The sequence below is a fragment of the Streptomyces sp. NPDC004031 genome, assembly GCF_053604375.1.
The window spans coordinates 79,483-96,105 of the sequence record NZ_JBSGHL010000029.1; the positions used below are offsets into that span (position 1 = coordinate 79,483).

Consider the following 16,623-nt stretch of genomic DNA (forward strand, 5'->3'; position numbering starts at 1 on the left):
GCCCGGCGCGGCACGCGCACCCCGAAAAACGCGTGCCCCCCAGCACGGGCCGCAGGCCCAGAACGGGTGCCCCGCAGCGCAGCCGCGCGCTTCCCGCGGGGGGAGGTCAGAAGGGGTGGACGCCCGCCGGGATGGGGGAAGGGACCGCGCCGGCGGCGATGCGTTGGTGGTAGGTCACCCGGTCGATGACCTCGAGACCCACCGTTTCCCAGGGCGGCAGCTTCGCCGAGGAGCGGTGTTCGCCCCAGAGCCGGAGCGCCAGCGCGGCCGCGTCGTGGACGTCGCGCGCTTCCTCCCAGTAGCGGATCTCCGCGTGGTCGGGTGCGTAGCGGCTGGTCAGCAGGAAGGGGTGGTCGTTCGCGAGCTGTTCGAGGGCGCGCCGCAGCTCGGGCAGGGGGGTGTGGGGTCCCGCGACGCTGAGCGTGACGTGCCACAGCCGGGCGGCGGCCCGCTCCTGCGGACGGGCCTGGTGCGGCACGACGTGGGCGTCCGGTGCCGCGCGGTCGACGCTGACCAGCGCTCGCTCCGTCGACGTCCTGGTCAGTTGCCCTGGGCGCCCTCGTTTCACCGGCGGCCTCCCTGTGGGTTGCGCCCACCGCGGCCGGTCCCGCCGGTGCGACGGGAGCGGCGGCAGGGACGTACCTGCGCATCGCATCCTCATCAAAGTTGACCAGGCTCCGGCAGGGCGCGGGGGCGTTTTCGGCAAGAAGCCCCGGACGAGATCAGCTCGTGTGTCCCTGGCGACGCAGCAGTACCAGGTCATCGCGGTGCACGACTTCCCGCTCGTAGGCGGGTCCGAGTTCGGCGGCCAGCTCGTGGGTGCTGCGGCCGAGCAGCCGGGGCAGCTCGCGGGCGTCGTAGTTGACCAGCCCGCGGGCGACGGCGGCGCCGGACTCGTCCACCAGGTCGACGGGGTCGCCGGCGGCGAAGTCGCCCTCGACGCCGGTGAGCCCGGCGGGCAGCAGTGAGCTGTGCCGCTGGGTGACCGCCCGGACGGCCCCGGCGTCCAGCCGCAGCGAGCCGCGCGGGGCGGAGGCGTGGGCGAGCCACAGCAGCCGGTCGGCGGAGCGCTTGCCGGTGCGGTGGAAGTGGGTGCCGGTGGGGCGTCCGGCGAGGGCGTCGGCGGCGTGCACGGCGGAGGTGAGGACGACGGGGACGCCCGCGCCGGTCGCGATGGCGGCGGCCTCGACCTTGGTGACCATGCCGCCAGTGCCGACGCCGGAGCGGCCGGCGCTGCCGATGGAGATGCCTTCCAGGTCGGCGGGGCCGCGGACCTCGCCGACGAGGGAGGTGCCGGGGGTGCGCGGATCGCCGTCGTAGAGGCCGTCGACGTCGGAGAGCAGCACCAGCAGGTCGGCGCGTACGAGGTGGGCGACGAGGGCGGCGAGCCGGTCGTTGTCGCCGAAGCGGATCTCGTCGGTGGCGACGGTGTCGTTCTCGTTGACGATGGGCAGCGCGCCCATCGCGAGCAGCTGGTCCAGGGTGCGGTAGGCGTTGCGGTAGTGGGTGCGGCGGCTGACGTCGTCCGAGGTCAGCAGCACCTGGCCGACCCGGATGCCGTAGCGGGCGAAGGAGGCGGTGTAGCGGGCGACGAGCAGGCCCTGGCCGACGCTGGCGGCGGCCTGCTGCCGGGCGAGGTCGCGCGGGCGGCGGGGCAGGCCGAGGGGGGCGAGCCCGGCGGCGATGGCGCCGGAGGACACGAGGACGACCTCGCGCTCCTCGCGGGCCTTGGCCAGGACGTCCACGAGCGCGTCGACCCGGTCGGCGTCCAGCCCGCCGGATGCCGTGGTCAGCGAGGACGAGCCGACCTTCACCACGACTCTGCGGGCCTGCACCACGTCCTGCCGTGCCGCCGTCGTCACCTGCGTCCGTCCCTCGGGTCGACCGTTCCGCCGCCCCCAGTGTGGCCCGAAACCGCCGGGAGCCCCGCATCGTCTCGGACGGCGAGACGCGGACGGGGCCGTTGTGGGATCTACGATGGCTCACGGGCCGTGCCGGGCCCGACACGCGCGGCAGCGCGGCCACCAGAGGAGAACTCATGCGGGAGCTTGCCGTCCCCGGTGCCTGGGTGCACGAGCCGAAGGTCTTCCAGGATGTGCGGGGAAGCTTTCACGAGTGGTTCACCGAGGGCGATTTCCTCGCCTCCGCGGGCCACCGGCTGCGGCTGGCGCAGGCCAACTGCTCGGTGTCGGCGCGCGGCACGCTGCGCGGCCTGCACTTCGCCGACGTGCCGCCGGGGCAGGCGAAGTACGTGAAGTGCGTGCGCGGCGCGGTGCTGGACGTGGTCGTGGACATCCGCACCGGCTCGCCGGACTTCGGCCGCTGGGAGGCGGTGCGGCTGGACGACGTGGAGCACCGCGCGGTCTATCTGTCGGAGGGCCTGGGCCACGCGTTCATGGCGCTCACCGACGACGCCACCGTGGTGTACCTGTGCTCGGAGGGCTACGCCCCGAGCCGGGAGCACGGCATCGACCCGCTGGATCCGGCGCTCGGCATCGAATGGCCGCAGGACGTGCCGCCGCTGCTGTCGGAGAAGGACGCGGCGGCCCCCACCCTCGCGCAGGCGCGGGAGCAGGGGCTGCTGCCGTCGTACGCGGCGTGCCGGTCCTACGCCGAGGAGCTGCGCGCCGCGGTCGCCTCGGCCGGTGCCGCCGCGGGCTGACCGGGCGGTTCGCCGTCCGGCCCGGCGTCGCGCCCGGGGCGCGGTGCGAGGGCCAGGGCGGCGACGGGCAGCGTCAGCACCCCGAGGATCAGCGACGCGGACATGTACCGCCACAGCGGTGACGGGTTCGCGACCAGCACGGTGAGCTGGAGGCCGACCGGCAGCGCGGCGAGCGCGAGCAGCACCGGGCGCCGCCGCCGTACCACCGCCAGCAGCACGATCAGGTAGCCCAGGTACGTCCAGTTCACCCCGCGCCACACGGCGGGCTGGACGTAGTGCCGCTCGCTGCGCCGGAGCAGGTCGGTGGCCAGGTGGTTCAGCTTGTACGACAGCGGGCGCGGGTAGAGGGAGTCGCCGTACGGGACGCTGCGCGCGGAGTCGTGCCGGGCGGCGCGCCACTTGTCGAGGGCCGCGCGCGAGGAGGGCGAGTAGAGGCCGGTGTGGGTGCCGAAGGGCTTCCACGCGATGTCCGCGCGGCACAGCCGGGCGTGCACGACGAGCCCCGGGGTGCGTTCGAGGATGCGGAACCACAGGTCCATCAGCTGGTCGTTGAGCTGCCCGGCCTTGAGGCGGTTCATCGGCTTGCGCATCAGCGCGTCGGCCTCGTGGCAGTCGGCGCCCGGTCCCGACCAGTGCGACAGCGGCGCGACCTGCCGCATGAGGGCCAGGTCGGCGGGGGTGAAGGTGTCCGGGCGCTCGCCGTACGCGACGCCGATGTCGGCGTAGTTGAAGGCGTACGCCTCGTCCGCGCGCGGCTTCTGCACGCCGAGCGCGGAGTAGACGACCCCGTTGAGCAGCAGTGTGATCACCAGCGGTACGGCGGCGGCCAGCGCCATCCGGCGGCGCATGCCGCGCAGCAGCAGCACGAGCAGCACCCCGGCGCACAGCAGCACCGGGAAGCCGTTGTTGCGGAACAGACCGATGCCGAGGAAGCCCGCGGCGAGCACCAGGGTGTCGCGGCGCAGGCCCCGGTCCGCGGGCAGCGGGCCGTCCGTGCGCAGCCGGCGGGCGGTCAGCGAGACGAGCGCGCCGAAGGCGACCAGGGTGGCCACCGCGAAGGCGACGTCCTTCCACACGTAGACCACGAAGGTGCCGCTGGAGGGCAGCAGCACCACGAGCAGCGCGGCGGGCGCGCTCCACCGGCCGCGTACGCCGAGCGCGCGCAGGCAGTGGCAGACGTAGCCGAGGGCGGCGGCGGTGGCCACCGTCTGGAGCAGCGTCAGGGCCGCGACGCCGCCGCTGAGGTGCAGCGACAGCCACTCCAGCGCGTCGTAGGCGACGGAGTGGTCCGAGCGCCAGGGCCCGTCGGTCACCTCGTAGGTGTACGTGACGCTGTCCGCGCTGGTCCTGGCGGGGTAGAAGGCCGCCCACCACAGCAGGAGCACCGCCTGGCACCCGGCGTAGACGGCGGCGGCGATCCGCAGCCGGGGCGGTACGCGGCGCAGCGGCGCGGCCAGCCGGCGCAGGGCGGGTGCGGTCATGAGGCGGAGGAGGACGAGGACGGGGTGGACGGACCGGAGGCGCCGGACGCCGCGCCGACGGGCTCGGGCGGAACCGCCCCGGCGGGCGGGGCCGTACGGGCCGGGCCGCGTCGCACGGGGGCGAAGGCGTGCCCGGTCAGGCTGCGCGCGGCGCCGAAGCGGCCGTGCCGCAGGGCGCGCGGCACCATCGTCAGGGCGTGCAGCCGGGTCGTCACATGGCGCCGGGCGACGCGCGCGGCGCGGTGCCAGCCCGCGGTGTCGCAGTCGGCGGCGACGCCCAGCAGATAGCGGCGGATCTCGGCGAAGCGGGTGCCGGAGAAGGCCTGGACGGACGACTCGCTCAGCGCGTGCCGCCGGTAGTCGAAGCAGACCTCCGGGTCGGTGACCAGTTCCTCGCCGCGCAGCAGCAGTTCCATGACCAGGGCGAGGTCCTGGACGACGGTCAGGTCCTCCCGGAAGCTGACCTCCTTGAGGGTGCGCGAGCGCCAGCACATCGCCGGGAAGTAGAGCCAGTTGCCGCGCAGCAGGCTCGCCGCGAGCGCCTCGCCGGACTGCCGGGCGCGCTCGGTGCGGGCAGGCGGGCCGATGCGCTTCTTCGCCGCGTCCACCAGGGTGCGCACCGGTTCGCCCGCGCCGTCCACGACCCGCACCCCCGGCTGGTACATCGCGGCGCCCGGCATCGCCTCGGCCGCCGCCCGCTGCACGGCCACGTAGCTGGGCCACATCAGGTCGTCGCAGCCCATGAGGACCGCGAGGTCGTGCTCGACGAGCTCGACGCAGCGGCGGAAGTTCCCGGTGATGCCGAGGTTGACGGGGTTGCGCAGATAGCGGACCCGGGGATCGCCGAGCGCGGCGAACCACTCGGGCACGCCGGGCTCGCTGCCGTCGTCCACGACCGTGAGCCGCCAGTGCGGGTCGGTCTGCGCCTGCACGCTGCGCACCGCCTGCCGCATCAGCTCCGGGTCGCCGTAGTACGGCAGCATGATGTCAATCGTCGTCACCGGGGACGGTCCCTTCGGGGGTGTGCGGTGCGGGCGGGGCGCCGGCCGGTACGTACGCCGCGTCGTCCGGGCGGTGCGCGCTGCGCAGGGCCTGGTCGCGGGCGAGTTCGGTGAGCCGCTGCTCCAGGGCGCGGAAGCGCAGGTAGGTGTTGAGGGCGAGCCCGGTGACGCCGACGACGAGGAAGTACAGGACGAGGTCGGTGCCGCGTCCGACGCCGAGCAGGTGCGCGGCGCGCGTGGTGTCCTGCGGCCGGATCACCGCGTAGGCGTTGATGAGGCAGAAGGCCAGGAAGGCCAGGCGCTTCCAGGCGCGGACGCCCGCGGTGTGCCAGCGGCGCGCGAAGAGCACCAGCATGACGACGACGGCGCCGATCAGGACCAGCTGGATGAGCACGGTCAGTTTCTCCGACGGTTCAGGGACAGGTCGAAGAGGATGTTGACGCCGTTGAGCAGCGACTGGCCCTTCGCCCGCGAGTAGTCGGTGTACCGGATGTCGACCGGGGCCTCGACGACCCGCAGTCCGGACCGGGCGAGGAAGCCGGTGATCTCCGAGGCGTGCGCCATGCCGTTCATGGTGATGTCCAGCCGGGTGGCCGCCTCGCGGTTGAAGACCCGCAGCCCGTTGTGCGCGTCGGACAGCCGCAGCCTGCGCGCGGTGGGGCTGACGGCCGCGGCGGTGCGCAGCACGATGCGCTTGAGCCGGGGCACCTCGCCCTCGCCGCTCAGGAAGCGGGAGCCGAGGACGGCGTCGGCGCCGCTCTCGCGGGCCAGCGCGACCATCGCGAGGGCGTCCTCGACACGGTGCTGGCCGTCGGCGTCGAAGGTGACGAAGTAGCGGGCACCGGGCTGCGCGAGCGCGTACTCGATGCCGGTCTGGAGGGCCGCGCCCTGACCCAGGTTGACGGGGTGTCGCACCAGGTGGGCGCCGGCCTCGGCTATCCGCAGCGCGGAACCGTCGGTGCTGCCGTCGTCGACGCAGACGACGTGCGGGAAGGTGCGTCGCGCCTCGGCGACCACGTCCCCGATGACCTGGGCCTCGTTGAAGACCGGGGTCACGAGCCAGACGTCCTCGACGCGCTCCCCCGTTAACAACGGCGTGGTGACAGTTGCCGTCATGCCGCAGCCTCTCGTGTTGCTCCCGCACAGAACTGGCCCGGCGCGCACGCCGGTTCACCCCCTGCGCGAGCGCCTCACTTCGTCTGACGGAGAAGTCCGGCTTCTGGTTGCCCCCAGGTGACGTACGCCATCCCGGCGAGTAGCGCCTCGGTGACCGCCGCGCCAACGGCGTACGCGATCTCGACCCGGTCGCGCACCGCGAACGGGGCCGCCGTCACGACGAGCAGCGCGGCGATCCCGCAGGCCCACGCGGCGAGTTGGCGCCGGTGGCCGCCCATCGTCTGGAGCACCTGGCCGTGCACGGAGGCCAGCATGTAGAGCAGCGTGCCGCCGGACAGCCACGCGAAGTCGGCCGCGCCCAGCAGATGCGGCGAGCCGAACAGCCGCGGCACCAGCCACGGCCCGGCGACGACCGCGACCAGTCCGCCCGAGCCGCCCAGCAGCAAGGTGAACGCCGTGGTGCGCAGCAGCAGTTGACGGAACGTCGCCCGGTCCCCGGCGGCCACCGCGGAGGACAGGCCGCGCAGCAGCGAGGCCTGGAGCGAACCGAAGACGAACAGCGGCACCCGCGCGAGCACCACGGCCGACAGCAGCGCGGTGATGAACGCGGTGTCCGCGGCGCTCAGCAGTTTGGCGCTCACCACGGACGCGTTGACGAGCGCCTGCGCCAGCAGCGTGGACGGGACGAGCGCGGCCAGACCGGTGGCGAGCGCGCGCCACGGCAGCCGCTCGCCGCCCGTCCAGGAGCCCGCCGCCCGTATCACCGCCGGGCTCGTGACCAGCACCGACACCAGCGTCGGCAGCGCCAGTATCGCGGCGTACGGCAGCACCGTCCGCACGTGCGCGAGCGCGAGCACCACCGACAGCACGACCCGCAGCGAGCCGTCCAGCGCGAGCTGGAAGCCGTACGCGCGGAAGCGGCCCGCCCCGGCCAGCACCCCGCGGGTGACATGCGCCACCGACAGCCCGGCGAAGGCCGCGCACAGCGCGCCGACCAGCGCGAGGTCGCCGTCGAAGAGCCGGTCGGCGAGCGGCCGGGCCACCGCGGCGGACAGCGCGCACACCACCGCGAGCAGCAGCAGCGAGGTGGCGAGCCCGCGGCGCAGCACCGGCGCGACCCGCCCGCCGACCACGACACGCGCCGCGACCAGCCGGGTGATCTCCTGCTCGACCGGGAAGAACAGCCCGAGCCCCACGGAGAAGACCAGCGTCCACAGCACGCTCAGCCCGGCCATCCGGTCCGAGCTGAGCACGTGCCCGGCGACCGCGAGCTGCACGTATCCGGCCAGCCCCAGTACCGCGGTGCCCGCGCCGACCAGCGCGGTGCCCGGCGGCAGCATCGCGACCGCGCCGCGCACCAGCCGCGCGGGCGAGGTCCGCGCCGCGGTCCGCGTCCGGGTGCCGCTGCCCGCCCCGGCCTCGGCCTCGGTCCCGGTCTCCGTCTCCGTTCCCGCCCCGTCAGTCATCGGCGGCCGCCCGCAGTGTGCCGAAGGCGTCGGCCAGCGCGGCCCGCCAGTCGCGGATCGGCTCCAGGCCCGCCGCCCGCCAGCGGTCGTGGCCGAGCACGCTGTACGCGGGCCGGGGCGCGGGGCGCGGGAAGGCGGCGGTCGTGGTGGGCCGCACCCGGTCGGGGTCGGCGCCGAGCAGCCGGAAGACCTCGCGGGCCAGGCCGTACCAGGTCGTCTCGCCGCCGCTGGTGCCGTGGTAGACGCCCGCGGGGGCGGTCCCGGCGAGCGCGGCGGAACCGAGCCGGACGAGCCGGTCGGCGAGGTCGGCGGTCCAGGTGGGCTGGCCGCGCTGGTCGTCGACGACATCGACGGTGGGGTGGCCGCGCTCCAGCCGGATCATCGTCCGGACGAAGTTCGCGCCGCCCGCGCCGTAGAGCCACGCGGTGCGGACGACGTAACCGGTGTCCGGGGCGGCGGCGAGCACCGCGCGCTCCCCCGCGAGCTTGCCGCGGCCGTACGCGCTGCGCGGCCCGGGGGCGGCGTCCTCGGCGTAGGGGGTGGCGGCGTCGCCGGGGAAGACGTAGTCGGTGGACAGGTGCAGCAGCCGGGCCCCGGCGCCGGCGCACGCCTCGGCGAGCCGCGCGGGCCCGTCGCCGTTGGCCCGCAGGGCGTCGGCCTCGTGCGTCTCGGCGTCGTCCACGGCCGTCCAGCCCGCGCAGTTGACGACGACGTCGGGACGGTGCGCGTCCAGCGCGGCGCGTACGGCGGCGGCGTCGGTGACGTCGAGCGCCGCGCGTCCCAGCCCGACCGCCTCGACCCCCGGCTCGGCCCGCAGCCGCCCCAGCACGTCCTGCCCGAGCATGCCCCCGGCCCCGGTGACCAGCCACCGGGATCCCCCTGCGTCGCTCACAGGGCGGCCCGTGCCTTGAGCGGCTCCCACCACGCGCGGTTGTCGCGGTACCAGCGGACGGTCTCGGCGAGGCCCTCGGTGAAGTCCTTCGTGGGGCGGTAGCCGAGTTCCGTGCGGATCTTGGTGCAGTCCACGGAGTAGCGGCGGTCGTGGCCCAAGCGGTCGGTGACGTGCTCGACGCTGTCCCAGCCGGCGCCGCACGCCTCCAGCAGCAGGCCGGTCAGCTCCTTGTTGGACAGCTCGGTGCCGCCGCCGATGTTGTAGACCTCGCCGGGGCGGCCGCCGGTGCGCACCAGGTCGATGCCCTGGACGTGGTCGTCGATGTGCAGCCAGTCGCGGACGTTGCCGCCGTCGCCGTAGAGCGGCACCGGGAGGCCGTCCAGCAGGTTGGTGATGAACAGCGGGACGACCTTCTCGGGGAAGTGGTGGTGCCCGTAGTTGTTGGAGCAGCGCGTCACCCGCACGTCCAGGCCGTGGGTGCGGTGGTAGGACAGCGCCAGCAGGTCGGAGGCGGCCTTGGACGCCGAGTAGGGCGAGTTGGGCCGCAGCGGGTCGGTCTCGGGCCAGGAGCCCTCGTCGATCGAGCCGTACACCTCGTCGGTGGAGATGTGCACGAAGGTGCGCAAGTTCGTGCGCAGCGCGGCGTCCAGCAGCGTCTGGGTGCCCAGCACATTGGTGCGGACGAAGTCGGCCGCGCCCAGGATGGAGCGGTCCACGTGCGACTCGGCGGCGAAGTGCACGACCTGGTCGTGGCCTTCGACCAGCCGCGCGGCCAGCTCCGCGTCGCAGATGTCGCCCTCGACGAAGCGGAAGCCGGGGTGGTCGCGCACCGGGTCGAGGTTCGCGGGGTTGCCCGCGTAGGTGAGCTTGTCGAGGACGGTCACCTCGACGTCGCGGCCTCCGGCGGGGCCGCCGGGGCCCAGCAGGGTGCGGACGTAGTGCGAGCCGATGAAGCCGGCGCCGCCGGTGACCAGGACGCGGTCGGTCATGAGGAGATCTGCACCTTGCTGTGGTCGCCCAGCACCAGCCGGTGCGCGGACGGATGGCGGGGGGCCGGGGTCACCTCGACGTTGCGGCCGATGAGCGAGGCCTCGACGCGGCCCACCCCGCACACCGAGGAGTCGCGCAGCACGATGCTGTACTCGATCTCGCTGTCCCGGATGACGCAGCCGCCGGCCACCGAGGTGAAGGGGCCGACGTAGGAGCCCTCGATGAGGGTGCCGGGGCCGATCACCGCGGGGCCGACGATCCGGCTGCCGGCGACCTTGGCACCGGCCTCGATCCTGACCCGGCCGATGATCTCGCTCTCCGGGTCGACCTCGCCCTCGCAGCACGGCTCCACGGTCTCCAGCACCGAGCGGTTGACCTCCAGCATGTCGGTGACGTTGCCGGTGTCCTTCCAGTAGCCGGAGATCGTGGTGGAGCGGACGTCCCGCCCCTGCTCGACGAGCCACTGGATCGCGTGGGTGATCTCCAGCTCGCCGCGCCGGGACGGCCGGATCGCGCGCACCGCCTCGTGCACGGCGGGCGTGAAGAGGTAGACGCCGACGAGCGCGAGGTCGCTGCGCGGGACGTCCGGCTTCTCCTCCAGGGTGCGCACGCGCCCGTCCGGGCCCAGCTCGGCGACGCCGAAGGCCCGCGGGTCGGAGACCTTCGTCAGCAGGATCTGGGCGTCCGGGCGCTCGGCGCGGAAGTTGTCGACCAGGGCGGTGATGCCGCCGACGATGAAGTTGTCACCGAGGTACATCACGAAGTCCGCGTCGCCGAGGAACTCGCGGGCGATCAGCACCGCGTGCGCCAGGCCCAGCGGGGCCTCCTGGCGGATGTAGGTGATCTCCAGGCCGAGCGCGGAGCCGTCGCCGACCGCCGCGCGGATCTCGTCGGCGGTGTCCCCGACGATGATCCCGACGTCGGTGATCCCGGCGGCCGCGATGGACTCCAGGCCGTAGAAGAGGACCGGTTTGTTGGCGACCGGTACGAGTTGCTTCGCCGAGGTGTGGGTGATCGGCCGCAGACGCGTCCCGGCGCCTCCCGCGAGCACAAGTGCCTTCACGTTGCTCGTCCTTGTCAAGGGAACGGCGGTGGTCGGCCGACCGAACTTCCGGTGGCCTCGGCACGAGCATAGCGACCCGGCGGCGGAACGCCCGCCGCCGGGCCCGTGCGGGCTGACCCGCTGTCAGGCCGCGCCGGCCTCCTCGCGGGCCTCCTGGGTGGCCGCGGCCCCCTCAGGGCCCTCCGGTCCTTCCGGTCCTTCCGGGCCTTCCGGGCCTTCCGCGGGCGACGCCTCGTCGTTCTCGGGGGCGAGGTCGATCTGCAGGGCCGCCAGCCGGGCGATACGGCTCTCGGCGCGGCCGGCCAGCTCGCGCGCGGCCTCGCCGAAGCGCTCGATCGAGGCGGGCTCGTCCGGACCGAGCAGGTAGGCGCGTATCTCGCGCCGGGCCACGGCGAGCGGGTCGTTCTCGGGGCGGACGACGGCGGCGACCAGCTCGCCCACCCGGGCGGCGCTGTTGTCGAGGATCAGCGCGGCGCGCGCGGCGGTGTTCTGCCGCATGAACTCCTGCTCGCCGAGCCCGGCCGAGTCGGTGATCGCGTACGGCTTGCCGGTCGCGACGAAGTCCGACACGACACTGGAGATGTCCGAGACCATCGCGTCGGCCTGGTTGAAGCAGTCGTACAGGTGCGGCGCCGGGCCGGTGACGACGGTGTGCTCCCACGGTGCGATCGACGCCCAGTACGCGGTGTCGCGCTCCACCCGGAGCCGGGCCAGCCGCTCGCCCGCGGCCGGGTCGGTCAGCGCGTCCCGCGAGGCGACGGCCGGGTCGTCCCCGTCCGCGCCGGGGCCCGCGGTGAGCGCGGCGATCTCCGTGTCGAGCCGGGCGACCTCGGCGCGGGCGGCGGCCCGCGCGTCGGCGCCCCCCGCGGTGCGCGCGGCCCACGCGGGGTCGGAGCGGCGGGCGGCGGCGGCCTTCTCGACCAGGGCGGTGATCTTCTGGTGGGCGGCCTTGGCTCGCTTGTCGACGGTCCCGGTGAAGGGGTGCGGCTTGTAGAGCACGCGCACCGGCGGCTCGGACTCCAGCAGGCCGCGGACGATGTTCGCACCGGCCAGGATCAGCGAGGTGTTGCCGGGGTCGTCGGTCCAGCCCTCCCAGGTGGGAGCGTAGAGCACGGTGGGGATGCCGTCGGGGGCGGCGCCGTCCCAGGTGCGGATCGGGTCCAGCTGCGGGCGGCCGACCTCGACGATGTCCTCGTCGCGCACCCCGACCTCGGCGAGCGCGTAGCGGTCGCGGCCGGCCCGGCCGGCGGTCCACACCTCGTCGTAGACCTTGCTGAAGGGGTTGACGCTGGCGATCTTGTCGCTGTCGCCGTGGCCGACGAAGACGTGCTTGATGGTCGGGACCCGCAGCAGGTGGATGTTCTTGCCGACGTTCGCCGGGTAGAGCGCGACCCGCACGCTGGACAGGTCCATGTTCATCAGGTGCACGGCCCCCGGCACGCACAGCACCGGCAGGTCGGTCGGGGCGAGCTTGGCCAGGATGACCTCCTCGCGGAGGATGACCAGCGGGCGCTCCCTGAGCTGCTCCATCGTCGTCAGCCACATGTTGACCTGGTACGCGGAGTCCGGCGACCCGGAGAAGTACAGCACCGTGGTGGGCCGGTACTCGCGCAGCCAGGTGTCGATGAACGCCAGCGCCTTCGGCCGGCCGGCCGGCAGCCGCCGCCGGAGCAGCAGGTAGGGCGCGACCAGCAGCACGTACAGCAGCGCGAGGCCGACGGTCAGGGCGAGGCCGGTCCAGCCGTACGCGGCGGCCTCGCCGTGGGCGTAGACCAGCAGCCCGGCCATCGCGAAGACGTCCAGGTGCAGCATCTTCTCCTGGCCGCGGCCGACCAGCCAGGACGGCGGGGCGTCCGGGATGCGCAGCCGGCTCAGGTCGATGTTGCGGGTCTGGAACGGCAGCTTGCGGCGGTTGCCGATGAGCGTGAGGAGCGCGCCGTGCGGGGCCTGGAGACCGTAGAAGACGACGAAGACCACGACGGCGGAGGCGAAGACCGAGGTGCCGCCCAGGCCGAGGCGGGCCAGCAGCAGCAGGACGGTCAGCTCGCGGACCAGGAAGCGGGCGGGCAGCCCGACGCCGAGCAGCGCCAGCCGGTTGACCAGGTAGCTGCGGCGCTGGTGCAGGGACCAGTCGGCGAGGTAGCCGACTGCGGTCGCGACCGCGAAGAACGCGGCCGACGGCAGCAGCGCGGCCACCAGCAGGCAGGGGTAGCTGACCAGCATCAGCGCCGCCGCAGCCAGTTCGGTGCGGGAGCCGACGCGGGCTACGCGGATGGCCTTCGAGATCACGGGGTGAGTGCTCCTCGGTTCCTCAGTGTCACAATGTGCTGCGGTTCTGGTGAGCGGCAGTACCCCCTGCTGCCGTTCACGGTGAGGCGGCGCGAGCCCGTCAGGCGCGCGCGGCCCCGGTGTCGTCGCTGTCGGCCAGGGTGCGGGCGAGGGCGGCCTCGAAGCCGGACACCGCCCCGTTGCTCCGGGTCGGGTCCTGCTGACGCACGTCGATGACGTGCCCGGTCATGGCGGACAGCAGGACGTCCAGCGAGGTTCTGGCGACGGCCTCGGAGGACAGCAGGCTGCCCTCGGGCTCCTGGCCGAATGCCTTGGTGCGCATGGGGGTGGCGGTGCGTTCGGGGTTGACGCAGTTGACGCGGATACCGTCGGCGGCCCACTCGTCGGACAGCGCCTGGGTGAGGTTGACCATCGCGGCCTTGGTCGAGGAGTACAGGCTGTAGTCGGCCCGTCCCCTGGTGTAGCTGCTGGAGGTGTAGAGCAGCAGCTGGCCGCCGGTCTCGGCGAGGTACTTGTGCGCGGCGCGGGCGATCAGCACCGGGCCGAGGTAGTTGACGCGCAGCGCCTCCTCGACGACCGAGCCGTCCGTCTCGGCGAGCCGGCCGATGCGCAGCACGCCCGCGGTGTTCACCACGTAGTCGATCCGCCCGGTCTCCTGGTAGGCACGGGCGAGCGCCTCCTCGACCTGCTCCGGGTCCTCGACGTGGGTGCCGGTGGTGGAACGGCCCAGCGCGTAGACGGTGGCGCCGTGCTCCTCGGCGATCCGCGCGAGGTCGCCGCCGATGCCGTACGAGCCGCCGAAGACGACCATCGTGCGGCCGGCGAGCGCGGCCCGGTAGGACTCCGCGTCGGCGGGGTGCGGGGCGGCGGTGGAGGCGAGCTGGAAGAGCTTGTCGGCGATGAAGACGTCGACGGGCTGGGTGACCTTCATGTTGTACTCGTCACCCGCGACGACGTGGATCGGCACGTCCGGCAGGTAGCGCAGCACCACCGAGCAGTCGTCGGTGGCCTGGAAGTTCGGGTCGTTCCCGGCGATCTCGTACGCGCGGCGGATCGTCGACAGCTTGAAGGCCTGCGGCGTCTGGCCGCGGCGCAGCCGGGAGCGGTCCGGGATGTCGGTGATGAACTCGCCGTCCTCGCCGTGGGTGCGCGTCACGATGATCGTGTCGGCGGACGGGATGGCCACGTCCACGGCCTGGTAGCGGTCCAGGGCGGCCACGCAGTCGGCGATGATGCGCTGCGACAGCAGCGGCCGGACGGCGTCGTGGAAGAGCAGGTTGCGGTCCTCGCCCTCGGCGAGGTCGGCGCCGAGCACCTGGATGGCGATCTCGGTGGTCTCGTTGCGGGTGGCCCCGCCCTCCATGACGCGGGCCACCTTGCCCAGGCCCGCCTTCGCGACGATCTTCTGCACGTCGGGCACGTAGCCGGGCGCCATCAGCACCAGGACGTCGTCGATGCAGTCCGCCTGCTCGAAGACCGCGAGCGTGTGCTCGATCACGGATTTGCCCGCGATCTTGAGCAACTGCTTGGGTATCGAGAGTCCGACCCTTTGACCGGTGCCACCGGCGAGGATCACTGCGGTGGTACGGGGTGTGGCGGTGTGCTGCGACAACGGAAAAACCTGCCCGGTGCGACGAGGGAACGCTCGATGCTCTCACCGGCAGCAACCCTGTCGCAAGGCAGACCACCTCTGAGCGTTCCCCTCTGTTCGCCGATCGTATGCTTTCCCCCATCCCCGAACCGGAAGGCAGCTCCCGTGAACTACAGAGTCCAGCCCACCGCCCAGGTCGACGAGACCGCGCAGGTCGGCGCCGGCAGCAGTGTCTGGGAGCTGGCCCAGATCCGTGAGCAGGCCGTGCTGGGCACCGGCTGCGTCGTCGGCCGCGGTGCCTACGTGGGCACCGGCGTGGTCATCGGCGACAACGTCAAGCTGCAGAACTACGCCCTGGTCTACGAGCCCGCCCGGCTCGGCGACGGCGTCTTCGTCGGTCCCGCGGCGGTGCTCACCAACGACCAGTACCCGCGCTCGGTCGACCCCGACGGCAAGCAGAAGCGCGGCGGCGACTGGGAGGCCGTCGGCGTGGTCGTCGCCGAGGGCGCCTCGCTCGGCGCCCGCTCGGTGTGCGTCGCCCCCGTCTCCGTCGGCCGCTGGGCACTCGTCGCCGCGGGCGCCGTCGTCACCCGTGACGTACCCGACTTCGCGCTGGTCGCGGGGGTGCCCGCCAAGCGGCTGGGCTGGGTCGGCCGGGCCGGCGTGCGGCTGACCGAGCGGGACGGCGAGCCGGGCGTGTGGCAGTGCCCGCAGACCGGGGAGCTGTACGACGAGGCCGACGGCGTCCTGACCGAGCGCGCGGGCTGACCGGGCGAGCACCCCAACTCCGGCGAATCGAATCGACACGACATGACTCAGACGAACGCAGAGGCGATACCGCCCTCGCCGGCTGCCGGGAGCGGCCTGGGCACGGGGATCCCCTCGCAGGTCCTGCCCGCGGAGCCCGAGGCCCTGCCCGCGCAGACACCGCGCACCGCCGAGCAGGGCCCGGACCGGGCGAAGGCCCCGGGACGGCTCTACGCACTGGACGGCCTGCGGGTGGTGGCCGCCCTGTCCGTCATGCTCTTCCACTACACCGGGATCGACGGGTCGAGCCCCACCATATGGGGGGCGAACCCGAAGCACCTCTTCCCGACGGTGTTCCGCTTCACCAAGTACGGCTCGTACGGCGTCCAGCTGTTCTTCATCATCAGCGGTTTCGTGATCTGCCTGTCCGCCTGGAACCGCACGCCGGGCCAGTTCGTGAAGGCCCGCTTCCTGCGGCTCTTCCCGGCGTACTGGTTCTCGATCATCGTCGCCTACACCCTGTGGCACGCGGTCCCGGACCACAACCGCACCCCGCCGAGCACCAGTGACTCGCTGATGAACCTGTCGATGTTCCAGGTCCCCATGGGCGCCCGGCACCTGGTCGGCTCGTACTGGACGCTCTACGCCGAGCTGCTGTTCTACCTGGTCTTCCTGCTGGTCCTGACCAAAAAACTGGACTTCCAGCGGGTCTACGTCTTCTGCTGGGCCTGGCTCGTGGTGTCGATGCTCTTCCAGCAGCCCACCGGGCTGCAGATCGTCTCGACCCTCGCGCCGGCCATCAACACCGCGCTGTTCGTCGCCGGCATCACGATGTACCTGATGTACCGTTTCGGCGCCGACCTGAAGCTGTGGCTGCTGCTCGGCGCCAGCTGGCTGTCCGTGCAGCAGGACATGACCCAGCACACGATCAAGCTGCACCGTCAGGGCCTGCACGAGAACAACACCGTCGTGATCGCCCTCATCACGCTCTTCTACCTGCTCATCCTCGCCGTCGCCCTGCACAAGCTGGACTGGGTGAGCTGGCGCTGGCTGACGGTCGCCGGAGCCACCGTCTACCCCCTGTACCTGCTGCACGAGGAGCTGGGCTTCGCCCTGATCCGGCATCTGCGTCTGCACATGGGCACCTACCCGACGCTCGCCACCACCGTGCTGCTCGTGCTGGCCCTCGCGTACGTCGTGCAGCGCTGGGTGGAACGGCCCGCCTACGCCTGGTTGCGCAAGCGCCTGTAGCGGGGTCCGGAGGACCGTGGCCGTACGGCGAAGGCGGGTGGGAGACGCGGATGTCCGCGTCTCCCACCCGCCTT

Annotated in this window: 15 protein-coding genes; 3 read left to right on the plus strand and 12 right to left on the minus strand. The window is 73.2% G+C overall.

The annotated features are described in order from the left end of the window. Positions 1-106 precede the first annotated feature (106 nt). Together ACWERV_RS19950 and proB are read right to left on the minus strand one after the other, a co-directional pair. The gene (locus ACWERV_RS19950; protein WP_398181702.1) at positions 107-568 is read right to left on the minus strand and encodes a hypothetical protein; all 462 of its coding nucleotides are present in this window, start codon (positions 566-568) and stop codon (positions 107-109) included. Positions 569-722: 154 nt separating this feature from the next. Beyond that, complete coding sequence (gene proB / locus ACWERV_RS19955) at positions 723-1,838, minus strand: glutamate 5-kinase (protein ID WP_452934712.1); 1,116 nt, start codon at positions 1,836-1,838, stop codon at positions 723-725. A 200-nt stretch (positions 1,839-2,038) separates the two neighbouring features. Between proB and rfbC the strand changes: the two genes are divergently transcribed. Continuing rightward, the gene (gene rfbC / locus ACWERV_RS19960) at positions 2,039-2,662 is read left to right on the plus strand and encodes a dTDP-4-dehydrorhamnose 3,5-epimerase (protein WP_452934675.1); all 624 of its coding nucleotides are present in this window, start codon (positions 2,039-2,041) and stop codon (positions 2,660-2,662) included. Here the strand turns inward: rfbC and ACWERV_RS19965 are convergent. The 10 genes from ACWERV_RS19965 to ACWERV_RS20010 form a co-directional block, all read right to left on the minus strand. Continuing rightward, positions 2,608-4,143, minus strand: coding sequence for a DUF6020 family protein (locus tag ACWERV_RS19965; RefSeq protein ID WP_452934678.1), 1,536 nt, complete (start codon positions 4,141-4,143; stop codon positions 2,608-2,610). The genes rfbC and ACWERV_RS19965 overlap by 55 nt on opposite strands. Next, positions 4,140-5,144: a glycosyltransferase family 2 protein gene (locus ACWERV_RS19970; protein ID WP_452934680.1), complete on the minus strand. Its 1,005-nt coding sequence runs from the start codon at positions 5,142-5,144 to the stop codon at positions 4,140-4,142. Before ACWERV_RS19970 ends, ACWERV_RS19965 begins: the two co-directional genes overlap by 4 nt. Further along, complete coding sequence (locus ACWERV_RS19975) at positions 5,131-5,538, minus strand: DUF2304 family protein (protein WP_452934682.1); 408 nt, start codon at positions 5,536-5,538, stop codon at positions 5,131-5,133. Before ACWERV_RS19975 ends, ACWERV_RS19970 begins: the two co-directional genes overlap by 14 nt. Before the next feature lie 2 nt (positions 5,539-5,540). Then, complete coding sequence (locus tag ACWERV_RS19980; RefSeq protein ID WP_452934684.1) at positions 5,541-6,260, minus strand: glycosyltransferase family 2 protein; 720 nt, start codon at positions 6,258-6,260, stop codon at positions 5,541-5,543. A gap of 74 nt (positions 6,261-6,334) precedes the next feature. Continuing rightward, a complete protein-coding gene (locus ACWERV_RS19985; RefSeq protein ID WP_452934687.1) occupies positions 6,335-7,726 on the minus strand; it encodes a lipopolysaccharide biosynthesis protein in 1,392 nt (463 codons plus the stop codon). Further along, the gene (rfbD, locus tag ACWERV_RS19990) at positions 7,719-8,618 is read right to left on the minus strand and encodes a dTDP-4-dehydrorhamnose reductase (RefSeq protein ID WP_398181677.1); all 900 of its coding nucleotides are present in this window, start codon (positions 8,616-8,618) and stop codon (positions 7,719-7,721) included. Before rfbD ends, ACWERV_RS19985 begins: the two co-directional genes overlap by 8 nt. Beyond that, positions 8,615-9,607, minus strand: coding sequence for a dTDP-glucose 4,6-dehydratase (rfbB, locus tag ACWERV_RS19995; RefSeq protein WP_452934690.1), 993 nt, complete (start codon positions 9,605-9,607; stop codon positions 8,615-8,617). The genes rfbD and rfbB overlap by 4 nt, the downstream gene beginning before the upstream one ends. Further along, positions 9,604-10,671, minus strand: coding sequence for a glucose-1-phosphate thymidylyltransferase (locus tag ACWERV_RS20000; RefSeq protein ID WP_398181672.1), 1,068 nt, complete (start codon positions 10,669-10,671; stop codon positions 9,604-9,606). Before ACWERV_RS20000 ends, rfbB begins: the two co-directional genes overlap by 4 nt. Positions 10,672-10,794: 123 nt before the next feature. Beyond that, positions 10,795-12,960 (minus strand): hypothetical protein, encoded by a 2,166-nt coding sequence (locus ACWERV_RS20005; protein WP_452934693.1) that lies wholly within the window; start codon positions 12,958-12,960, stop codon positions 10,795-10,797. A gap of 100 nt (positions 12,961-13,060) precedes the next feature. Further along, entirely contained in the window at positions 13,061-14,572 is a 1,512-nt protein-coding gene (locus tag ACWERV_RS20010) for an SDR family NAD(P)-dependent oxidoreductase (RefSeq protein ID WP_452934696.1), read from the minus strand. A gap of 144 nt (positions 14,573-14,716) precedes the next feature. Here ACWERV_RS20010 and ACWERV_RS20015 point away from each other — a divergent pair, with 144 nt between their 5' ends. Together ACWERV_RS20015 and ACWERV_RS20020 are read left to right on the plus strand one after the other, a co-directional pair. Then, positions 14,717-15,319, plus strand: coding sequence for an acyltransferase (locus ACWERV_RS20015; protein WP_452934698.1), 603 nt, complete (start codon positions 14,717-14,719; stop codon positions 15,317-15,319). 42 nt (positions 15,320-15,361) lie between these two features. Continuing rightward, positions 15,362-16,549 carry an acyltransferase family protein gene (locus ACWERV_RS20020; RefSeq protein WP_452934701.1) on the plus strand — a complete coding sequence of 396 codons (1,188 nt, stop codon included), beginning with the start codon at positions 15,362-15,364 and terminating at the stop codon, positions 16,547-16,549. The last annotated feature ends 74 nt before the right edge of the window (positions 16,550-16,623 follow it).